The following is a 16,260-nucleotide window of genomic DNA, read 5'->3' on the forward strand; positions in this document are numbered from 1 at the left end:
CACCTACGCCTTCCGCCGTAGCGCGCTCACAAAGAACCCGTCGGTATCAAAATCGTCCGGATAAATGGACAGCGTGTCCGTGGTCCGGTCGGCCTTTACGTTGCGGGTCGTTGTGACCCGAACGGCCTCGAAGTTCGGGTGCGTCTTTAAGAAGCTGGCCACCACGTCGGCATTTTCCGTGTCGAGGATGGTGCAGGTGCTGTAGACCAGGAGTCCCTGCGGCTTCAACTTCTTGCTGACCGCATCCAGAATCGCCAGTTGGATCTTTTGCAGGTGCTGACTGTCTTCCGGCGTCTTGTCGTAGCGAATCTCCGGTTTCCGCCGGACCAACCCGATTCCGGAACACGGCGCGTCGACCAGAATCTTGTCGAAGGTGTCGTCGGCGAACTCGTCGTCCACCTTCCGGGCATCCAACGCCATGGCGTTCACCCGGTCGGCTACCCGTAACCGCGCCGCGTTCTGGGCGATCAGCTTGACCTTCTTAGCGTGCAGATCGAGGGCCGTGACCTGGCCACCGGCTTGGGGGTCCAAGGCCGCCGCGATTTGGGTGGTCTTTCCCCCGGGCGCCGCACAGGCATCCAAGACCTGGTCGCCCGGTTGGACCTGCAAGGCCTCCACGGGAAGCATCGCACTTTCGTCCTGAATGGTCAGCTGCCCGTTCTCGAACAACTCGCTGTGGTTGGCGGGATGACCGTCCACCCGCAGCCCGTCACCGGAGACCGTGCTGACGTCGACCGTGTAGCCCACGGCTTCTAACGCCTGAATGGCCGCGTCCACGGTGGTTACCGCCGTGTTCACCCGGACGGACTGGGCCGCCGGCTGGTTGATGGTCTTCAGGATGCTTTCCGTCTTCGCTTCTCCCAGTTGTTGCTGCAGGGTCGTCACCAGCCACTGGGGCATCGAATAGGTGACGCTCAACCGTTCCGTGGGGTCGGCGATTTGGCTGACGTCCGGGACACCTTCGCGGTCCACGGCGTGCAAGACCCCCGTCACGAAGCGCCGAATCCCCTCGTGGCCCCGTTCCTTAGCCAATTGAATGGCCTCGTCGAAGATGGCCCAGTTCGGGACCCGGTCCAGATACAGCATCTGGTAGAGGGCGACCAACAGGGTCATCTTGACCCAGGGCTGCAGCTTTTGGTTGGGCTTCACAAAGGCGTCCAGGTAGTATTCCAACGTTAACTGGTGTTGAATCGTACCGTAGACCAAGTTGGTCAATAACCGGCGGTCAGCGTCGTTGAGGCTGCTGCGGTCGATGATCTTTTCTAATTGTAAGTTGGAGTAAGCCCCCCCGGCGACACGCGTTAACGCGTCCACTGCTAGGGACCGGGCCGTTTCATTTTCGCTCATTATTCTACCACCTGCTCGCCCACCTTAAGGGCGTCCATTGATCCGTTCAGGAAGTCCGTGATGCTCATCTTGGGCTTCCCAGCCGGTTGAATCTCATCTAAACTCAAAACTCCCTGGTCGCCGGTCGCAATCGCGAGGTGGTGCTTATCGCGGCTCACCAGTTGACCGGGCTTGAGGTCGGTCTGTTGGTCTAAAATCGTGACGTGCCAGAGCTTGGTCCGGACACCGTTCAGGTACACGTGGGCCGTGGGGAACGGCCGCAAAGCCCGCACCTTGCAATCGACTAAGTGGGCACTCAACGAGATGTCGACCCGTTCCTCGTCCGACTTGATGGTCGGGGCGAAGGTGACCTGCGCGGGGTCCTGCTTAACGGGGGTGATGTCGCCCGCCAACAACTTCGGCAGCGTCTCCAGCAACAGGTCGCGGCCGACCACGCTCAGCTTATCGAACATGCTGCCCACGTCGTCCTGGTCCGTAATCGGGATGGCCCGCTGGGACAAGACGTCCCCCGCGTCCATCTTCTTTTCCATGAACATGATGGACACCCCGGTCTCCTTGTCCCCATTCATGATGGCGTAGTGGACCGGCGCTCCTCCCCGGTACTTCGGCAGTAACGAGGCGTGGACGTTCACGGCAGCGACCTTGGCCGCCTTCAACAACTTGGTCGGCAAGAACTGCCCGAAGGCGGCCGTGACGATCAGGTCCGGGGCCAACGCGATGGCGCGGGCCATCTCGGGACTGCCGCCGATCTTTTCGGGCTGCAGGACCTCGATACCGTTCGCCACCGCCACTTCCTTGACGGGTGAGGCGGTCAACACGTGCTTGCGGCCAACTCGGCGATCCGGTTGGGTCACGACGGCCAGGACGTCATAGTCGTGGTCGATCAAACTTTGTAAGATGGGTGCGGAAAATTTCGGCGTGCCCATAAAAATAACTGATGTCATCGTTGCACCATACTTTCTTTTTTTTAGACTTTTACATAAAGTTCATGGGTTCGGGGTCGATGGTAATGGTCAATCCCCGTTGGGCCTGCTGGGCCCCCTGACGGATCTGTTCCAGAACCGCCTGTAATTGCGGTTCGTGTTTGTATTTAATCACAACTTGATAATAATACTTCCGCTTGACCCGCGCAATCGCCTTGGGCGTTGGGCCCAGGACGATGGCGTTGGGACTCAGCCCCTGCTTGAGGACCGCCACGATCTGGTACATCGCCTTGGCCGCGACCTGCTCGTCCTCGTGACTGGCCGTCAGCTGGGCGGCGAAGTAGTACGGCGGGTAGTTTCCCTGGTGCCGCATATGCATCTCGGTCACGAAGAACCGTTCGTAGTCCTGCCGCTGGGCCAGCTGAATCGCGTAGTGGTCCGGATTAAAGGTCTGGATAAAGACCTCGCCGGGCTTCTCGGCCCGACCGGCCCGGCCGCTGACCTGCGTCAACAGCTGGAAGGTCCGCTCGCTGGCCCGAAAGTCGGGCAGTCCCAGCGCCGTGTCGGCGTTCAACACGCCCACCAGGGTCACGTTCGGAAAGTCGAGGCCCTTGGCGATCATCTGGGTCCCCAAGAGGATGTCGGCCTGATGACTGCCAAATTGCTTTAAGATACGCTCATGGGCGCCCTTGCGCCGCGTCGAGTCGACATCCATGCGGAGGATGCGGGCCGCGGGCAACCGCTCCTGCAGGGCCTTTTCGATCTTTTGGGTCCCGGTCCCGTAGTACCGAATTTTGCGGCTGTGACAGTTCGGGCAGACCCGGGGAATCGCTTCCTCGTGCCCGCAGTAGTGGCACTTCATGCTGTGCGTGTCGACGTGCAGCGTCAGGGAGATGTCACAGTTCGGGCACTTCAGGACGAAGCCGCAGTCCCGACACATCATAAACGACGAGTAGCCCCGCCGGTTGAGCATCAAGACGACCTGTTCCTGCCGGTCGAGGCGCGCCTGAATCGCCGTCAACAAGTCCGGCGAAAAGTCGCCGTCCCCGTTAGCCTTCAGGGCTTCCCGCATGTCGACGATGTGGACCGTGGGTAACGGATGGTCGTTGACCCGGTGCGCCAAGACCAGCCGGGTATAGAGTCCCTTGGCCGCTCTGGCCCGGGTCTCTAACGACGGCGTGGCGCTCCCCAGGACCACCGGACACCCGTGGTAGCGGCCCCGCCAAAGGGCCACGTCCCGTGCATGGTAGCGCGGATTCTCGTCTTGCTTGTAGCTGCTTTCGTGTTCCTCATCCATGATGATGAGGCCCAGGTTATGGAGCGGTGCGAACACCGCCGAGCGCGCGCCGACCACCACGGTGGCCTCGCCCCGGTCGATTCGGCGCCATTCGTCGTACTGCTCGCCCTTGGAAAGGCCACTGTGCAGGACCGCCACGGCGTGTCCGAACCGGGACTTGACCCGGTTCGTCATCTGCGGCGTCAGCGCAATCTCGGGGACCAGCATCAATGCCGTCCGCCCTAATTTCAGGGCCTGGGCGATGCTTTGCAGGTAGACCTCGGTCTTCCCGCTCCCGGTGACCCCTTCGACCAAGAAGGTCTGCGCCCGCTGTGCGGTCACAGCGGCGCTGATGGCGTCGACCGCCACCCGCTGCTCGGCATTGAGCGTCAACGGCTGCGTCGGCTGGACGGGACGTTGGAAGGGGTCGCGGTAGACCTCGAGCGCCTTTTTCGCCGCCCAGCCCTTCGCTACCGCCGTCCGGATGACCTCGGCGCTGACCGCCGCCTCGTGGGCGACCTGCGTCTGCGCGACGGGCTGGTCGCCCATGGTCTGCAGGTAGGTCAACAGCTGTGCCTGCTTGGGGGCGCGCTTGGCCACGGTCGTCGCGATCTCCTGCAACTTGGTCGCGGGCAGGGCCGGCACGATGGCCGCCAGGGTCTTCACGGCCGCCTTATCCTTGACTTGATAAGTCACGGTGACCTTCCCGGCCCGCCGCAGTTTCAGCAGGCCACTGACCGTTGCTTCATCGAGCTTCTCGGTGTCGAACGGCCGGGCGGTCCCGTCCGGAAAGTACGTAGTCCGTTCCGCCGCACTGATCTCGTCGGTCGGCTGAATGAAACGCTCGACCGAGGCCTTCAGCAGGTTCGGCAGCATCGTTTGGATGCAGGTGATGCGAAAGGCAAAGGTCGTGGTCGCCAGCCAGTCGGCCAGCTGCCGCAACTCCCGGTTCAGGACCGGTGCGAGGTCCAATACCGCCTGAATGGGCTTTAACTGCCCGTCATAGTCTGATTCGTCACTGATCCCGACGACGAAGCCGGAGACCATTCGGTGACCAAACGGCACCGTGACCCGCATCCCCGGCTCAACCTGATCCTGTAGCTGGTCCGGGATGGCGTAAGAGTACGGTTCGTTGGTCTGCATGGTTGGCACGTCGACCAAGACCTGTCCAATTTGTGCCATTCACGCTTCCCTCATTTCTGTGCAAAAAGCTGACTAACTTGATCGATCAACAGGCTGGCGATGGTGGTCTTCGGGGCCACCGGCGTCTCATGGGTGTGTCCGTCCGGAAAGAGGAAGGTCACCTGATTGTCGTCGCCGTTGAACCCGATATCACTGCGGGACACGTCGTTCGCCGCCAGCATGTCGAGATGCTTCTTGGTTAATTTTTTCTGCCCGTTGACCAGCAGGTGCTGGGTCTCCGCCGCAAAGCCCACCGTGATCTGGTGGGGCTGCTTCAGACCGGCGACTAGCTGGAGAATGTCGGGCGTCTTCTTTAATTTCAACACGAATTCGTCGTTTTCCGGCGACTTCTTGATCTTCTGATTGGCCTGGGTGAGCGGCTGAAAGTCCGCCACCGCGGCCGCCATGATCAATCCGTCGACCGTCGGGAAACGCTGAGTCACCGCCGTGGCCAGGTCCTGGGTACTTTCAATCGGCACCACGGTCACCCCCGCGGGCGCGACCAGGGCCGTGGGCGCGGTGATCAACGTCACCTGGGCCCCGGCGCGCTGGGCGGCGGCCGCCACGGCGTACCCCATCTTACCGGAAGAATCGTTCGTCAGGAAGCGCACGGGATCCAGGCGCTCACGCGTTCCGCCCGCCGTGACCAGCAGCTTTTTCCCCGTCAGGTCCCCGGTTGGCACGGCCGTGGCCAAGAGTCCCTGCAGTTGTTGCACGATATCGGCGGGCTCCAGGAACCGGCCCTGACCACTATACCCTTCGGCCAAGGCACCGGTTGCCGGCGTCAGCACTGTCACCCCATCTTGCTGCAGGGTCTGGCGGTTCCGCTGGGTCGCGGAGGCCTGCCACATGTGGCTATTCATTGCCGGGACCAGGACCTTGGGCGCCGCCGTGGCTAACCAGGTGGCACTCGCGGCATCGTTCGCCAACCCGTTGGCCAGCTGGGCCATCAGGTTCGCCGAGGCCGGCGCGGCCAACGCTAGTTCCGTCCAATCGGCCAATTCGATGTGTTCAATCTGGCCATCGGCGCGCCACCAGCCCGCATCGGTCAAGACCGGCTGCTTGGTCAAGGCCGCAAAGGTCGCCGGCGTTACGAACCGGCTGGCCGCCGCGGTCAAGACGACCCGTACCTGTGCACCCGCTCGCTGTAGCTCACGGGCTAATGTAGCGGCCTTGTAGCTGGCGACACTGCCGCTGACCGTTAAAGTGACATGTTTATCTTGAAGCATCCCGGAACCTCCTATCCTGACTAAAAAGGCCAGATCACCTACCGGCAACCTGGTCTTTTCCGTGCACCCAACTTAGGCGTTCAAATCTTTTTCGTCCGGATCAATCATCAAAGCACCGGCCGCGATTTCTTCCAAAGCCCGGCCAATCGTCTTTGGCGATTTGTAATCCGTTAAGAGTGGCTTAGCACCGGCGTCCAACTCGTGGGCGCGCTTGCTGGCCAACATAATCAATGAGTAACGTGAATCCACTTGGGCTAATAAATCATCAACTGAGGGATAAAGTAGCATAGTTAGTCGTCTCCAATCATTTGTTCGTAATCCGGCATGACCCGGGTTACCCGTAAACGTTCACTGCGAATGATCATCTGGATGCGTTCCACGGCCTTGCTGACCTCGTCATTGACGACGGCGTAGTCGTAGTTGCGCATCATGCGAATCTCACCAACGGCTTTTTTGATCCGCTTGTTGATCACGTCCATGGCATCCGTGCCCCGACCAATCAAGCGGTGCTTTAGTTCCATTAAATCTGGGGGCGTCAGGAAAACGAAGACGGCGTCGGGGCAATTGGCCCGAACCTGCATGGCACCGTTCACTTCGATCTCCAAAAAGACGTCCTTCCCCTGATCCAGGGTCTCATTAACATATTTTAACGGGGTACCGTAGTAGTTGTCAACATACTTGGCATACTCCAACATTTCCCCGTTCCGAATATTCTCTTCGAACTCTTCCTTCGATACGAAGTAGTAATCGACACCGTTCACTTCACCCTTACGGGGTTTCCGGGTCGTCATTGAGATGGAGTAGGAAAAATCCGTGGCTCCCGTCTCAAAGAGTGCCTTCCGTACCGTTCCCTTACCGACTCCCGAAGGACCCGAGAGCACAATGAGCATTCCACGTTTCGCCATTGTCTAAAAATCCCTTCATTAATTAAATTCTGGCCGAGCGCCAAACCCGACGTTCACTAATCTATAGGTTACTATATTACCACTCTTTGGGGGTGAATGGCGATTCCAGCTCCGAAAAGTTCGGAAAAAACCAATGTTCAGAAAAAGCTTGCAATCTTGAACGTGTGTTCGTATAATAAAAATACAAACAAATGTTCGAGGTGATCAGCATGCAAAACTCAACTGCCAGTCGGCTAGACAAATTAACCAATCAAGTAGCCACCATTTATCAAGAATTCTTTGGCGACCTCCCCATTGTCGAAGGTCAGATCGTGTATCCACAGATGCCGGCCTTCCAATTAGATTACTTTTTACAGCAAGCAGAGACGCGCCATTACCGCGTCCAGCTTCAATTCAAAGCGGCCCCACAAGTGGCGCCCATGACGGTCAGTGGTCACTTACAAAGTGACGATGCCGGCCACCTGATCTTACGTTCCCCGCAACTGACCACCATTGTGACCCCCGCTTTACTGCGGTCGGTCCAACGAGTCCACGCGCACTAAAACTTGGGTTTAAACCAATACGCGTTAACCAGTCTCCCCTAATTCAGGCTGATTAACGCGTATTTTTTATGTCATGCTTGCCTAATCGCGCCGGCGCCACGCTTGATAGCTCAACGCCCCACCTAGGACTAGGATTCCTAGGACGAAGGCGCTCACCCGTTGCTGTTCGCTGGTCTGGGGGAGTCGGCTGATATCCCTTGCCGTCCCAGACGTTTGCGGTCGATTGATTTTAACCACTGCCGTCATCTTCCCCTGATTCTTTGTCGGGGGAACGACCTTAGTCTTTTTCGTAACTGAGGACGGTGTTACCTGAGCAATTCCCGTTGCCCCACCGTTCGCACCATTATCGGTCACTGGCCGACTGGAACTGCCAGTTGACCCTGTAGAACTCGATGGTACCAGCACCGTTACCTGCGATTGATTGGAGCCAACCGACGAGTCAGAATTGCTGGAAAGGCTCGGGTTACTCGAAATCATTGGCGTCGATGACGCACTAAAGCTGCTAGAAATACTTGAGACACTCGGTTCGCTCGGGGTACTCGAGTCATTCGAAAAGCTAGAATCACTGGAAGTGCTTGGCGTACTAGAAGTGCCGGAAGTATTTGGTTCACTTGGTTCACTCGATGTATCGGAATCACTCGAAATAATCGGTTCACTGGATGTATCGGGCTCACTGGAAGTACTCGATTCCGATAAAATATCATCGTTTTGACTCACTGAAACGACACTGTTCTGATTCGACCGGTCGACTGTAAAGGAGACTTCAGAGCTGTTCACATCATATCCACTTGGCGCACTAGACTCTTTAAAGTAATACTTCCCGGCTTGTAGACCCGAAACGGTTATGTACCCATCTCCGTTCGTTTTACGCGTGAGCAATAATTTCCCCGTCTCCTGATCAAAAAGATTATAAAAAGCATCCGCTAACCCCAGAGTAGTCCCCGTCTGGAACTTAAAGAACGAGACTGCCCCGTAATAGGTGCCGCCAATGACCGGGTCCATCCCCCAACCACGACTCGCATGCACGGTCTTCGAGGTAATGAGGGCATGCTGACTATCCGTCTGGTCCGGAAAAGCGTTGTCCGTCTTCAGGACCGCATCGTTATACAGCTTGCCAAACCCCGTGGGTGTGTCGATCTTTACCTGGAAGGTAAAACCAATCTTCTTTGTCACATTGGTAAACTTAAAGGTTAATTCGGAACCTTGTTGGGTGACCGTTCCACCGGCACCCGCACTGTTGCCGTCCAAAGCAAACGACCCCGGAATGTAAGTCTGGTAGGGGCCCAAATCATCGGTAACCGTGGTGTCACCATAATTTTCATTATGACCATTGATTACAATGTTCCAATACATCGTCGTTGGGGCGGACTCTGCCGAACTGCCACTCCCAATCATACTCGAGTCAGCTTCCCAACCGACCTTATTGATGTCGAAATTCTCGTTGGTCACCGTGCCCGAGCCAGAATCAGTACCGGTTCCAGTACCGCCGCTTCCATCACCCGACGTGCTCTGCCCCGTTCCAGTCACAAAGAACTGCAACGACGCATCACGGTTCGTATTGTAGCCCTGCATGTTTTCGTTAAATGTGATGGTTCCCTGATGGGCATTCTCGGCCAGCTCAACTCTGCCGACAACAATTTTTTGCTGGTTGTCCGTCGTCAGCCACAACGGGTTCGAATATGCGCCATGTATCCAGGCCGAACTCGGCAATTCAAACGTCGCCGTATCACCGTTTTCCACTGAGACACCATCGGCGATTTTCCACTTGTAGGCCACTGTATATTGTTGCCCTTTTTCTAATACGTCACCGTCCTTAACTACGAGTCCATCAGAACGGGTCACGGTGGCATCGCTAGCCGAAAGTCCCTGAACATCGTTGCCAATGTCCTTAGCTTGCGCCATCCGATAGGCACCGCAGATTCCCACCACGAGAATCAGTACCCCTAGCAGACACCGTCCAATCTTTTTGCGCATAACAGTCGCCTCTTTTAATATTATGTAACACCCTCACAATCCCATACTATCGCAATAGAACTAAGTGTTAAATGCATGATTCATTCATCACGTACACTTTAACGATACATCATAGAATCATCGATAAATTATTCATCAATTTTTAATTGGGCAAACAAAAAGTCGGCAAGCTACACCGACTTTTGGGATATCTCTATTTTTTCTTCGCTTCATCCGCCAGCGTCAACAGCTCCTGGGCGTGTTCCAACGCGAGCTTGGTGACCTCGGTCCCGGCGGACATCCGGGCCAACTCGGCGACCCGTTTGTGGGCGTTGAGCCGCGTCAGCTTGGTCTCCGTGCGCTCGCCCACGATGTGCTTGGCGATGAAGTAATGGTGGTCGGCCATGGCCGCCACCTGCGGCAGGTGGGTGATACACAGGACCTGCGAATCGTGGGCGATCCCACTGATCTTCTCCGCAATGGCCTGCGCCACCCGGCCGCTGACTCCGGTATCGACCTCGTCGAAGATGATCGAGGTGACGCCTTGCGATTCGGAGAAGATGGTCTTGAGGGCCAACATGATCCGGGAAAGCTCCCCACCGGAGGCCACCTTGGCCAACGGCAGCATCGCCTCACCGGGATTGGTCCGCAGGTAGAATTCGACGTGGTCCAGCCCCGTGCTTAACAGGGTCTTGGACCGGTCGAAATGGACCTCAAAGACCGTCTTGTCCATGTACAGGTCGGCCAATTCCCCATGAATCGCCTTCTCCAGGTGCTTCGCGGCCTGCTGGCGGGCCTGGCTCAGCTGTTCGCCGAGTTGCCGGAGTGCCGACTCCTGAGCGGTGACCTGGTCTTCCAGGTCATCGGCCGTCTCATCGGTCGCCCGCATCTGCTTCAGCTCCGCAGCAATCTGATCGTAGTACTTCAGCACCTGTTCCTCGGAATCTCCGTACTTGTACTTCAACTGGTTGATGACTTCCAGGCGGCGTTCGATCTCGTCCAGCCGACCCTCGTCCCAGTCCTGCAGGTCCAACTGCGACGAGACGTCCCCCACCGCGTCCGTCAGGGCGTAGTAGGCCGTTTCCAGCCCACTGGTGATCTGCTGGAAGGCCGGGTCGAAGTCGGCAATGCCCTGCATGGCCTGCAAGGCGTCGCTCAATTGGTCGTTGACCCCCGGCGTGGTTTCCTCACCAGTCAGGATCACCTGTGTTTTCTGTAGGGCATCGTTGATTTTTTGATAGTTGTCCAGCCGGTCCCGTTCGGCGGTCAGCTGGGCCTCCTCGCCGGCCTGTAACTGGGCGGACTCGATCTCGTTGACCTGAAACGTCAGCATGTCTAAGTGCTGCGCCCATTCCTTCTCGTTCGCCCGGCGACTTTCCAGCGTCGAACGCAACTTGGTGTAGGCCTGGTAGGTCGTCCGGTACTGGTCGACCAGGGGCGCGACGGTCGCCCCCGCGAATTCATCGAGCATCCCCAGGTGCTTCTCGGGCCGCATCAGTTCCTGGTGCTCATTTTGCCCGTGAATGTCCACGGCGGTCTCCCCGATACGCTTCAAGGTACTGGTGTTGACCATCATGCCGTTGACCCGGCACACGTTGCGCCCGTTCGCGTGGATCTCCCGCTGCAGGATCACGCTGCCATCGTCGTGGTCGATGCCCAGGTCGTCTAGGACCTGATACGTCGTCCCGTTATCGGGAAAGACGAAGCTTCCCTGGATGACGGCCTTCGCGGTCCCGGTCCGCACAAAGCTCGCCGATCCCCGGCCACCGGCCAGCAGCCCCACGGCGTCGATAATGATGGACTTCCCCGCCCCGGTCTCCCCGGTCAGCACGGTCATTCCGTTTTTAAACGTCACATCCAAGTGATCGATGATGGCAAAGTTCTTAATTGACAGCTCCTGTAACACGCTCAGGCCTCCTAAAATAAACGACCACAACTCCAGCGTCAGCGCAGAGCTGGGCGGAACGTGGTCGTCTGATCAATCCGCAAGCATGCGGTCAATCGTCTTTTCTAATTGTAAAGCACCCTGGTGGGAAACACAAATCGTCAGAATCTTGCTGTCATCACCGACGGTCCCGAACACGAAGTCGTAGCGCATCTGATCAATCAGTGACGCCACCACCGGTCCGTTACCGGGAAGCACCTTTAAAAATCCAAACTGGTCCTGCACCGCAAAGGAGACGTAGGCATCCCGCAGGGTCCGCTGCAGCTTCTTCTGCGTATCGATCTTCTTTTGAACGGGTAGACTGTACCGATACCCGCCCGATTCGGACGGGAGTTTCACCAGTTGCATTTCCTTGATGTCCCGTGAGATGGTCGCTTGCGTGACGTGAATCCCGTCCGCGGCCAATAAATCCACAAAATCTTCCTGACGCTCAATTTCCCGGGTGGTCAATAATCGCTTCAGCAATTGCTGACGTTCCTGCTTTTTCATTCCTAGCCCCCCTCATGTGGTAAAAATGCATAAACCTATCATATACCAGAGCTTAGGAATTGGAAAGGAAATTCTAATAATTTTCTCATAATCTACTGTTTCAGGCTCTCATAGGCCGCATCTAACGTCTTTTCAACTGATACGGTATGCGCACAAACTGCATGTTTATCAACCGACTGCAAGTGAATCAGGAATTCGATGTTCCCTTCGCCACCCTTGATCGGTGAAAAATCAAGGCCGAGCACGCTGTAGCCGTTCGCCAACGCAAAGTCGACGATGCCCTGGACCACGGCCCGGTGAACGGCCGGGTCCCGAACGATGCCGTGACTGCCAACGTCCTCACGGTCCGCCTCAAATTGGGGCTTGATCAACGCCACGACCTCGCCGTCGACCGGCAGGATGCCCTTTAACGGCGGTAAGATCAGCTTCAACGAGATGAAGGACACGTCGATCGACGCAAAGACCGGCTGGCCGTGCGTGAAGTCGGCCAACTGGCTGTAGCGAAAGTTGGTGTGCTCCATGACGATGACCCGCGGGTCCTGTCGGAGCTTCCAGACCAGTTGGTTGCTCCCAACGTCGAGGGCGTAGCTGAGCTGCGCGCCATTCTGCAACATGACGTCCGTGAAGCCCCCCGTGGAGGAACCGATGTCCAAGACGACCTTGTCTGTCAGATCGATCTGGAAGACCTCCAGGGCCTTGGCCAGCTTGAAGCCGCCCCGCGAGACGTACGGCAGCGGGTGACCCTTGCGGTGCAGTTCGGTATCAATCGGGATCAGCTCGCCCGGTTTGTCCAAGCGCTCCTCGTTGGTCCCCAGGATCTCACCGGCCATGACCGCCCGTTTCGCCTCGTCCAGCGATGGATACAAGCCCTGTTCAACTAACAGCTCGGCAACGTGTTTTTTCTTCATGCTTTCACCCGTTTCGTATCAAAGTAACTAAAGAACGCCGCCAAGAGGCTGGTATCTCGGCCGTCGCCGACCCGCTTCAGAGCCGCCTGACCGCTCGCAATCGTCTCGATCAGGGCCTGGTTCGCCCCGACCAAGCCTAGCTTGCCCGGATAGGTGTTCTTCGCCTCGCCGGCGTCCTTGTGGGTGGCCTTGCCCAGTTCGGCGGGCGTGGCGACCACGTCTAAGATGTCGTCGTAGATCTGAAAGGCCAAGCCAAATGCGTCCGCAAAGTCCAGGTACGGGGCCCGCTGCTCCGTCGGCACGTCCCCCAGGATCAACCCGGCCAAGACGGCATAATGCAACAACGCCCCGGTCTTCTCCCGGTGTAACCGGCGCAACTGGTCAAAGGGCAAGTCGACGTGTTCGGACTGAACGTCCTTGGCCTGACCGGCGACCATGCCGTTGGGCCCCGCCGCGTGGGCGAGTCCCTGGACCAAGGCGACCTGCTTGTCTGCCGGCAGGTCGGTTGCCGTCAGCCATTGAAAGGCCAGCGTCAACAGGCCGTCCCCGGCCAGGGTGGCCATCCCCGCCCCGAACTTCATGTGGTTGGTGGGCTCGCCCCGCCGCAGCGGATCGTTGTCCATCGCCGGCAGGTCGTCATGGATCAGCGAGTAGGTGTGTAACAGCTCCAAGGCCATCACGGGCCGCCAGTCTCGCTCGGCCGTATAGGTCCCGCCGACCGTGGTCAACGTGGCCACTGTCAACAACGGCCGCAAGCGTTTGCCCCCCGCGGTGAGCGAATAGGTCATCGCTTCCGCGAGGCGGTCGTCGGTCGTATCGGCCGCCACCGCCGCTGACAAGGGGGCGTTCAACTGGTCCAACCAGGTCTGCTCAAAGGCCGTTAACTGTTCTCGTGCCTTACTTGGCATCCCCGTTGCCTCCCTGTGGCGTCTCGAAGGCCACTTCTTGGTCGTCATCGTTCATCATCGTCGTCAGCGTCTTTTCGGCGTTCTGCAGGGTCGCCTGCAGGTCCTTACTCAACGCCACCCCCTTTTGAAATTGGTCCAGGGCCTGTTCCAACGGCACGTCGCCTTTTTCGAGTTGGGCCACGATGCCTTCCAGGGTGCTCAAGTTCTCTTCAAACGTTGGTTTTTGTTCTTCACTCATGATTGATCCTCCGTTGCTGGTGTGATTTTCGTAATTTGCGCGGCGGCCGTCCCGTCACTCAAGTGAATCGTCGCCGGTGCCGGTTTCATGTCGGCGACCTTGCGAACGATGTGATCCTCTTGGGTCACGTAGCTGTACCCGCGGCTCATGATTTTCAGGGGACTGAGGTAGTCCAGCCCACTCATCAATTGGTGAACGTGGTCCTCTTGGGCTGTCAGGTACCGCCGCATCTCGGCCTGCAGCCGTTGCTGGTCCTGGGTCACGGTCTGCTGGGCCTGATGCACCCGGTTAGCCGGCGACTGGGCCAACAACCGTTGCTGGGTCAGCTGGACCCGTTGCTGCCAATTCTGGAACTGGACCTGCATCTGCTGAGTCAATCCCTGCTGGGCGCGGTCCAGTCGTTGAACGTAGGTCTCGTACAGCCGCTGGGGCTGCTGGAACACGTAGGCGCCCAGCGAGCGGTTCAACCGCTGTTGCTGGAACCTGATACGGTTGGTCATCGCGTTGAATAACCGGGTACGGGCCTGCTGGAGCTTCAAGAGCTCGTCGCTCAAGACTGGCACGGCCAGTTCGGCCGCGGCCGTGGGCGTGGCCGCCCGCACGTCGGCCACCAGGTCGGCAATCGTGGTATCGGTCTCGTGACCGACCGACGAGATGACCGGTAACCGGCTCGCGGCGATGGCCCGGGCCACCTTTTCCTCGTTAAACGGCCAGAGGTCTTCGATCGATCCCCCGCCCCGTCCAATGATCAGGGTGTCAAAGGTCCCGTTGGCGTTCGCCCGTTGAATCTGCCGGACGATGTCGGCGGCCGCCGCATCCCCCTGGACCACCGCCGGGTACAGCACGATCTGGGCGATGGGGTAGCGTCGCCGTGCGGTGGTAATGATGTCGCGGATGACCGCCCCACTGGGACTGGTCACCACGGCGATGCGCTTAGGAAACCGCGGTAAGGGCCGCTTCGGGGCCGCAAACAGGCCCTCCTGGGCGAGTTGGTTCTTCAACTGCTCGTAGGCCTGATACAGGGCCCCCACGCCATCTGGCTCCATCCGCTCGACGTAGATCTGGTAGCTACCACTGGGCTCATACAGGGAGATGCGTCCCGTGACCAGCACCTTCATCCCCGTTTCCGGGACGAACTTCAGCTTCTCAAACGCCGACCGAAACATGATGGCGTTGATCTTCGCGTGATCGTCCTTCAGGCTAAAGTACTGGTGGGCGTGCGGCCGTAACCGGAAGTTAGAGATTTCGCCGGTCAGGTACACCTTCCCCAGGTAGGGGTCCACGTCGAATTTACGTTTAATATACTGGGTCAGCGCACTGACCGTTAAATAATCGTTATTGGTTGGCACGTTGCTCACTCCACTCACAAAGATCGACCGTCTGCCGCATCAACGTCGCGATGGTCATGGGACCGACACCCCCGGGAACCGGGCTGATGGCTGCGGCGCGGTCCTTGACCCGGTCAAAGTCCACGTCACCGGTCAGATGGCCCTGTTCGTCACGGTCCATCCCGACGTCGATCACGATGGCCCCCGGCTTGACGTCTTCCGCCTTGATCAGATGGGTCACCCCGGTCGCCACGACTAAAACGTCGGCGGCGATGGCCAGGTCGTGCAGGTTGGCCCCGCACTTATGGGTAATGGTCACGGTCATATCGGCGTTCAATAGAAGCGCCGCCATTGGCCGGCCCACGATGTTACTGCGGCCCACGACCAACGCGTGCTTGCCCCGTAACGGGACGTTGAGGCTCTCCAGCATGGTCATGATGCCCCGCGGGGTGCAGGAGACCGGATAGTGACCGGGAACGTTGGCGAACATCTTCCCCACGTTCAACGGGTGAAAGCCATCCACGTCCTTGTCCGGGGCGATGGCGTTGATGACCGCCGCTTCGTCCAGGCCCTGGGGGAGCGGCGATTGGACCAGGATGCCGTGAATCGTGGCGTCCTGGTTATAGTCCGCCACGACGGCTAAGAGGTCGGCTTGGGTAATGGTCGCGGGGAGCCGCCGAACCACCGACTTGATGCCCAGTTGTTCCGCCTTCCGGTGCTTGTTGCGCACGTAGATGGCGCTCGCTGGGTCATCGCCCACGATGATTACGGCGAGTCCGGGGACGATTCCCTGGTTTCTTAAAGTTGCGACGCGGGCCTTGGTCTGGTCATTCAGGTTCTGTGCCAGTTTTTTCCCGTCAATGATGGTCGTCATAAAAGTGAATCCCCCCGTATCAATTTTAAAGTCTCTACTGGGTTTTCGGGGACGCTTCCGTCGCCAAAAACCAGGTCAGTCAGGTTCAATTCTAGCATATTTCCCCCGAAAACGGGGCCTTCTCCCCCAACAAAAACGGTCCCCGTCCCCGCCACCGCCCGCCAAGCCGACACGTGTGACCGCTATAGCCAGTTCCGACAAATTGTTGTGATT

At 58.3% G+C, this 16,260-nt stretch carries 15 protein-coding genes; 1 reads left to right on the forward strand and 14 read right to left on the reverse strand.

Going from position 1 to position 16,260, the window contains the following annotated elements:
- Positions 1 to 3: 3 nt before the first annotated feature.
- The 6 genes from rsmB to gmk all read right to left on the reverse strand — a co-directional run bounded on the left by rsmB (position 4) and on the right by gmk (position 6,862).
- Positions 4 to 1,347 carry a 16S rRNA (cytosine(967)-C(5))-methyltransferase RsmB gene (rsmB, locus tag FD37_RS11700; protein WP_056965410.1) on the reverse strand — a complete coding sequence of 448 codons (1,344 nt, stop codon included), beginning with the start codon at positions 1,345 to 1,347 and terminating at the stop codon, positions 4 to 6.
- A complete protein-coding gene (gene fmt / locus FD37_RS11705; RefSeq protein WP_056965411.1) occupies positions 1,347 to 2,291 on the reverse strand; it encodes a methionyl-tRNA formyltransferase in 945 nt (314 codons plus the stop codon). Before fmt ends, rsmB begins: the two co-directional genes overlap by 1 nt.
- Before the next feature lie 31 nt (positions 2,292 to 2,322).
- Positions 2,323 to 4,728, reverse strand: coding sequence for a primosomal protein N' (gene priA / locus FD37_RS11710; RefSeq protein WP_056965412.1), 2,406 nt, complete (start codon positions 4,726 to 4,728; stop codon positions 2,323 to 2,325).
- 11 nt (positions 4,729 to 4,739) lie between these two features.
- Complete coding sequence (gene coaBC, locus FD37_RS11715) at positions 4,740 to 5,957, reverse strand: bifunctional phosphopantothenoylcysteine decarboxylase/phosphopantothenate--cysteine ligase CoaBC (protein ID WP_056965413.1); 1,218 nt, start codon at positions 5,955 to 5,957, stop codon at positions 4,740 to 4,742.
- Between the two features lie 72 nt (positions 5,958 to 6,029).
- A complete protein-coding gene (gene rpoZ / locus FD37_RS11720) occupies positions 6,030 to 6,245 on the reverse strand; it encodes a DNA-directed RNA polymerase subunit omega (RefSeq protein WP_020089007.1) in 216 nt (71 codons plus the stop codon).
- Positions 6,246 to 6,247: 2 nt separating this feature from the next.
- Positions 6,248 to 6,862 carry a guanylate kinase gene (gmk, locus tag FD37_RS11725; RefSeq protein WP_045806710.1) on the reverse strand — a complete coding sequence of 205 codons (615 nt, stop codon included), beginning with the start codon at positions 6,860 to 6,862 and terminating at the stop codon, positions 6,248 to 6,250.
- 209 nt (positions 6,863 to 7,071) lie between these two features.
- On the opposite strand from gmk, the gene FD37_RS11730 reads away from it, so the two are divergent.
- Complete coding sequence (locus tag FD37_RS11730; protein WP_056965458.1) at positions 7,072 to 7,404, forward strand: hypothetical protein; 333 nt, start codon at positions 7,072 to 7,074, stop codon at positions 7,402 to 7,404.
- Positions 7,405 to 7,485: 81 nt separating this feature from the next.
- Here FD37_RS11730 and FD37_RS11735 read toward each other — a convergent pair whose 3' ends face one another.
- The 8 genes from FD37_RS11735 to FD37_RS11770 all read right to left on the reverse strand — a co-directional run bounded on the left by FD37_RS11735 (position 7,486) and on the right by FD37_RS11770 (position 16,047).
- Positions 7,486 to 9,378, reverse strand: a complete 1,893-nt coding sequence (locus FD37_RS11735; protein WP_056965414.1) for a SpaA isopeptide-forming pilin-related protein — start codon at positions 9,376 to 9,378, stop codon at positions 7,486 to 7,488.
- Positions 9,379 to 9,571: 193 nt separating this feature from the next.
- Positions 9,572 to 11,263 (reverse strand): DNA repair protein RecN, encoded by a 1,692-nt coding sequence (gene recN / locus FD37_RS11740; RefSeq protein WP_045806712.1) that lies wholly within the window; start codon positions 11,261 to 11,263, stop codon positions 9,572 to 9,574.
- A 72-nt stretch (positions 11,264 to 11,335) separates the two neighbouring features.
- A complete protein-coding gene (locus tag FD37_RS11745; RefSeq protein ID WP_045806713.1) occupies positions 11,336 to 11,791 on the reverse strand; it encodes an arginine repressor in 456 nt (151 codons plus the stop codon).
- A gap of 92 nt (positions 11,792 to 11,883) precedes the next feature.
- Entirely contained in the window at positions 11,884 to 12,699 is an 816-nt protein-coding gene (locus FD37_RS11750) for a TlyA family RNA methyltransferase (protein ID WP_045806714.1), read from the reverse strand.
- The gene (locus FD37_RS11755; RefSeq protein WP_056965415.1) at positions 12,696 to 13,607 is read right to left on the reverse strand and encodes a polyprenyl synthetase family protein; all 912 of its coding nucleotides are present in this window, start codon (positions 13,605 to 13,607) and stop codon (positions 12,696 to 12,698) included. Before FD37_RS11755 ends, FD37_RS11750 begins: the two co-directional genes overlap by 4 nt.
- Positions 13,597 to 13,845 (reverse strand): exodeoxyribonuclease VII small subunit, encoded by a 249-nt coding sequence (locus tag FD37_RS11760; protein WP_045806716.1) that lies wholly within the window; start codon positions 13,843 to 13,845, stop codon positions 13,597 to 13,599. The genes FD37_RS11755 and FD37_RS11760 overlap by 11 nt, the downstream gene beginning before the upstream one ends.
- Entirely contained in the window at positions 13,842 to 15,194 is a 1,353-nt protein-coding gene (gene xseA, locus FD37_RS11765; protein WP_056965416.1) for an exodeoxyribonuclease VII large subunit, read from the reverse strand. Before xseA ends, FD37_RS11760 begins: the two co-directional genes overlap by 4 nt.
- Positions 15,181 to 16,047 (reverse strand): bifunctional 5,10-methylenetetrahydrofolate dehydrogenase/5,10-methenyltetrahydrofolate cyclohydrolase, encoded by an 867-nt coding sequence (locus FD37_RS11770; RefSeq protein ID WP_045806718.1) that lies wholly within the window; start codon positions 16,045 to 16,047, stop codon positions 15,181 to 15,183. Before FD37_RS11770 ends, xseA begins: the two co-directional genes overlap by 14 nt.
- Positions 16,048 to 16,260: the final 213 nt, after the last annotated feature.

Origin of the sequence: Levilactobacillus spicheri DSM 15429 (assembly GCF_001435095.1) — a bacterium.
GTDB lineage: Bacteria > Bacillota > Bacilli > Lactobacillales > Lactobacillaceae > Levilactobacillus > Levilactobacillus spicheri.

Excerpts from the sequence above, each read along its gene's own strand:
- rsmB (WP_056965410.1), bottom strand. The coding sequence starts at position 1,347 with ATGAGCGAAAATGAAACGGCCCGGTCCCTAGCAGTGGACGCGTTAACG.
- fmt (WP_056965411.1), bottom strand. The coding sequence starts at position 2,291 with ATGACATCAGTTATTTTTATGGGCACGCCGAAATTTTCCGCACCCATC.
- priA (WP_056965412.1), bottom strand. The coding sequence starts at position 4,728 with ATGGCACAAATTGGACAGGTCTTGGTCGACGTGCCAACCATGCAGACC.
- coaBC (WP_056965413.1), bottom strand. The coding sequence starts at position 5,957 with ATGCTTCAAGATAAACATGTCACTTTAACGGTCAGCGGCAGTGTCGCC.
- rpoZ (WP_020089007.1), bottom strand. The coding sequence starts at position 6,245 with ATGCTACTTTATCCCTCAGTTGATGATTTATTAGCCCAAGTGGATTCA.
- gmk (WP_045806710.1), bottom strand. The coding sequence starts at position 6,862 with ATGGCGAAACGTGGAATGCTCATTGTGCTCTCGGGTCCTTCGGGAGTC.
- FD37_RS11730 (WP_056965458.1), top strand. The coding sequence starts at position 7,072 with ATGCAAAACTCAACTGCCAGTCGGCTAGACAAATTAACCAATCAAGTA.
- FD37_RS11735 (WP_056965414.1), bottom strand. The coding sequence starts at position 9,378 with ATGCGCAAAAAGATTGGACGGTGTCTGCTAGGGGTACTGATTCTCGTG.
- FD37_RS11745 (WP_045806713.1), bottom strand. The coding sequence starts at position 11,791 with ATGAAAAAGCAGGAACGTCAGCAATTGCTGAAGCGATTATTGACCACC.
- FD37_RS11750 (WP_045806714.1), bottom strand. The coding sequence starts at position 12,699 with ATGAAGAAAAAACACGTTGCCGAGCTGTTAGTTGAACAGGGCTTGTAT.
- FD37_RS11755 (WP_056965415.1), bottom strand. The coding sequence starts at position 13,607 with ATGCCAAGTAAGGCACGAGAACAGTTAACGGCCTTTGAGCAGACCTGG.
- FD37_RS11760 (WP_045806716.1), bottom strand. The coding sequence starts at position 13,845 with ATGAGTGAAGAACAAAAACCAACGTTTGAAGAGAACTTGAGCACCCTG.
- FD37_RS11770 (WP_045806718.1), bottom strand. The coding sequence starts at position 16,047 with ATGACGACCATCATTGACGGGAAAAAACTGGCACAGAACCTGAATGAC.